Origin of the sequence: Corallococcus sp. 4LFB, assembly GCF_046520365.1 — a bacterium.
In the GTDB taxonomy this organism is placed as follows: domain Bacteria; phylum Myxococcota; class Myxococcia; order Myxococcales; family Myxococcaceae; genus Corallococcus; species Corallococcus caeni.
The window spans coordinates 1-1,808 of the sequence record NZ_JBKGHJ010000909.1 but is presented as its reverse complement, the minus strand read 5'-3'; the positions used below and the strand labels follow the sequence as shown (position 1 = coordinate 1,808).

Annotated in this window: 2 protein-coding genes and 1 pseudogene; all 3 read left to right on the top strand. The window is 72.7% G+C overall.

Going from position 1 to position 1,808, the window contains the following annotated elements; genetic code table 11:
• Positions 1 to 407: pseudogene (locus ACLEQD_RS42675) on the top strand (hypothetical protein); the annotation flags it as partial.
• Complete coding sequence (locus tag ACLEQD_RS42670; RefSeq protein WP_410391691.1) at positions 404 to 1,321, top strand: PhnD/SsuA/transferrin family substrate-binding protein; 918 nt, start codon at positions 404 to 406, stop codon at positions 1,319 to 1,321. The pseudogene ACLEQD_RS42675 and the gene ACLEQD_RS42670, both read left to right, overlap by 4 nt.
• Before the next feature lie 234 nt (positions 1,322 to 1,555).
• On the top strand, positions 1,556 to 1,808 hold a 253-nt coding region (locus ACLEQD_RS42665; RefSeq protein ID WP_410391690.1), incomplete at its 3' end, for a hypothetical protein.

Sequence of the window (1,808 nt, the reverse complement as noted above, 5' to 3'; positions counted from 1 at the left end):
CGCGCCTGCTGCGCCGCGAGGCGGCGCTCGCGTACGCCTCCGGCAACATGAGGGCGTCGGAGAAGGCGCTGAAGGCCGCGCTCGCCGCGACGCCCGACGACGCGCTGGTGCAGCACAACCTGGCGTGCGTGGACTGGCGCCAGGGCGACGCGGCCTCCGCGCTCGCGACGTGGAAGCGCCTGGAGACCGCCGTGCCCGTCGCCTCGCTCAACCTGGGCATCGACGCGCAGGAGCGCCGGCACGAACCCGCCGAGGCCGTGGACGCCTGGCGCCGCTACCTGGCCTCTGGCGCGGGCTCCCGCGCCGCCCAGGTGCGGGAATGGAAGGACCGCCTGCAGGGACTCCATGGACTGGGTGACGCGCAGGGCGCCACGCCGGCCACCGGGGTCGCGGAGGAGACGCCGTGAAGACGCCATCCCTTGTCGCGCGGTGGAGCCTCCTGCTCGCCGCCGTGTTGTTCGCCGCCATCCCCGCGTCCGCCGCGCCGAAGAAGGCTACGCTGGGCGTGTTCCTCGCCACCACGCTGTCGGACGGCCAGGAGCGCTTCCAGTACGCGGAGGCCCTGGCCCAGAAGCTGGAGGCCAGCCTGGGCCGCCCCGTCGCCGCCAAGAGCTTCGGCCGCTACGAGGACTTCTCCAAGGCGGTGGGGGAGGGGCAGATCGACTTCGCCGTGGTGGACGGCTGGGCCGCGGTGCAGCTGGGCGCCAAGGCGCAGCCGGTGGCGTACGCGCCGCGCGCCGGCGAGACGCAGCAGCGCTGGGCCATCATCTCCACCCAGCGGGGCACCGTGAAGGACCTCGCCGGCAAGCGCATGGCGCTCGTCAAGGGCGCGGGCCCCGCGGACCCCAAGTTCGTCTCCCACGTCGTGCTGGGCGGCGACCTGGATGCCCAGAAGCACTTCAAGCTGGTGCCGGTGCCCAACGTGGAGTCGGCGGTGAAGATGCTGGAGGCCAGGGGCGCGGAGGCCGCGCTCGTGCCGGTGGCGCACGTGCCCAGGGACATGCGGGTGGTCTTCAAGAGCGCCCGGGTGCCGGGCGCCGTGCTGGTGGACCTGAAGGGCGGGGCGAACGCGTTGTCCCAGGCCCTGTCCTCCGTGGGTGTGGTCGCCCCGTTCGACGCCTTCGCCCGCATCCAGGGCCGCGAGTTCGAGGACTTCCGCAAGCTCGTCACCCAGGGCCCCCCGCGCCGCCTGCCCGTCCTCGCGGACGCCCCCGACCTGCGGGTGGAGACGCCCGTGCTCGTGCAGTCGGAGTCGCTGGGTCCCGCGCTGCCGCCCTTCGCGGACGACCTGGCCGTGTCCGCTGAACAGCCGGATGACTGATTGCGCCGTGGCTGATCCACGCACGGCGCCCCCGTCGCCGTTCGCGCGATTTGCCCGGATCGACAGCCACGACTTGGCCTCAGGCGAGTTATTGCGGTAATTTGAGAAGTCGAGCGGACCGCCACCGTTCAGGGGTGGAAACTCGCCCCTGTGGACGATTGCCAGTCGCACCGGCTCTGGATCCTGGCGCACGGACCGCGGACATCCCTGCTTCCCCTCGTGGAATTGAGAACGATGGACTCGACTGAGTACGGTGGGCCGCGCACCAACGCGGTGAAGGGGTTTGCCGGCCGGCTGAACGCGCGCGCATGCCTCACGCTGGTGGTCTGCGCGCTGTCGCTGTTCGGGGTGGAGACGGCCCGGGCCCAGGAGGCCCAGGAGCCCGCCGCCAGGACCCGGACGAAGTCCGCGCGCAAGCGCTCGGCCACGTCGCCGGGCACGAAGGCCGTGACTTCGGGCGCAAGGCGCACGACGAAGACGCGCCGGG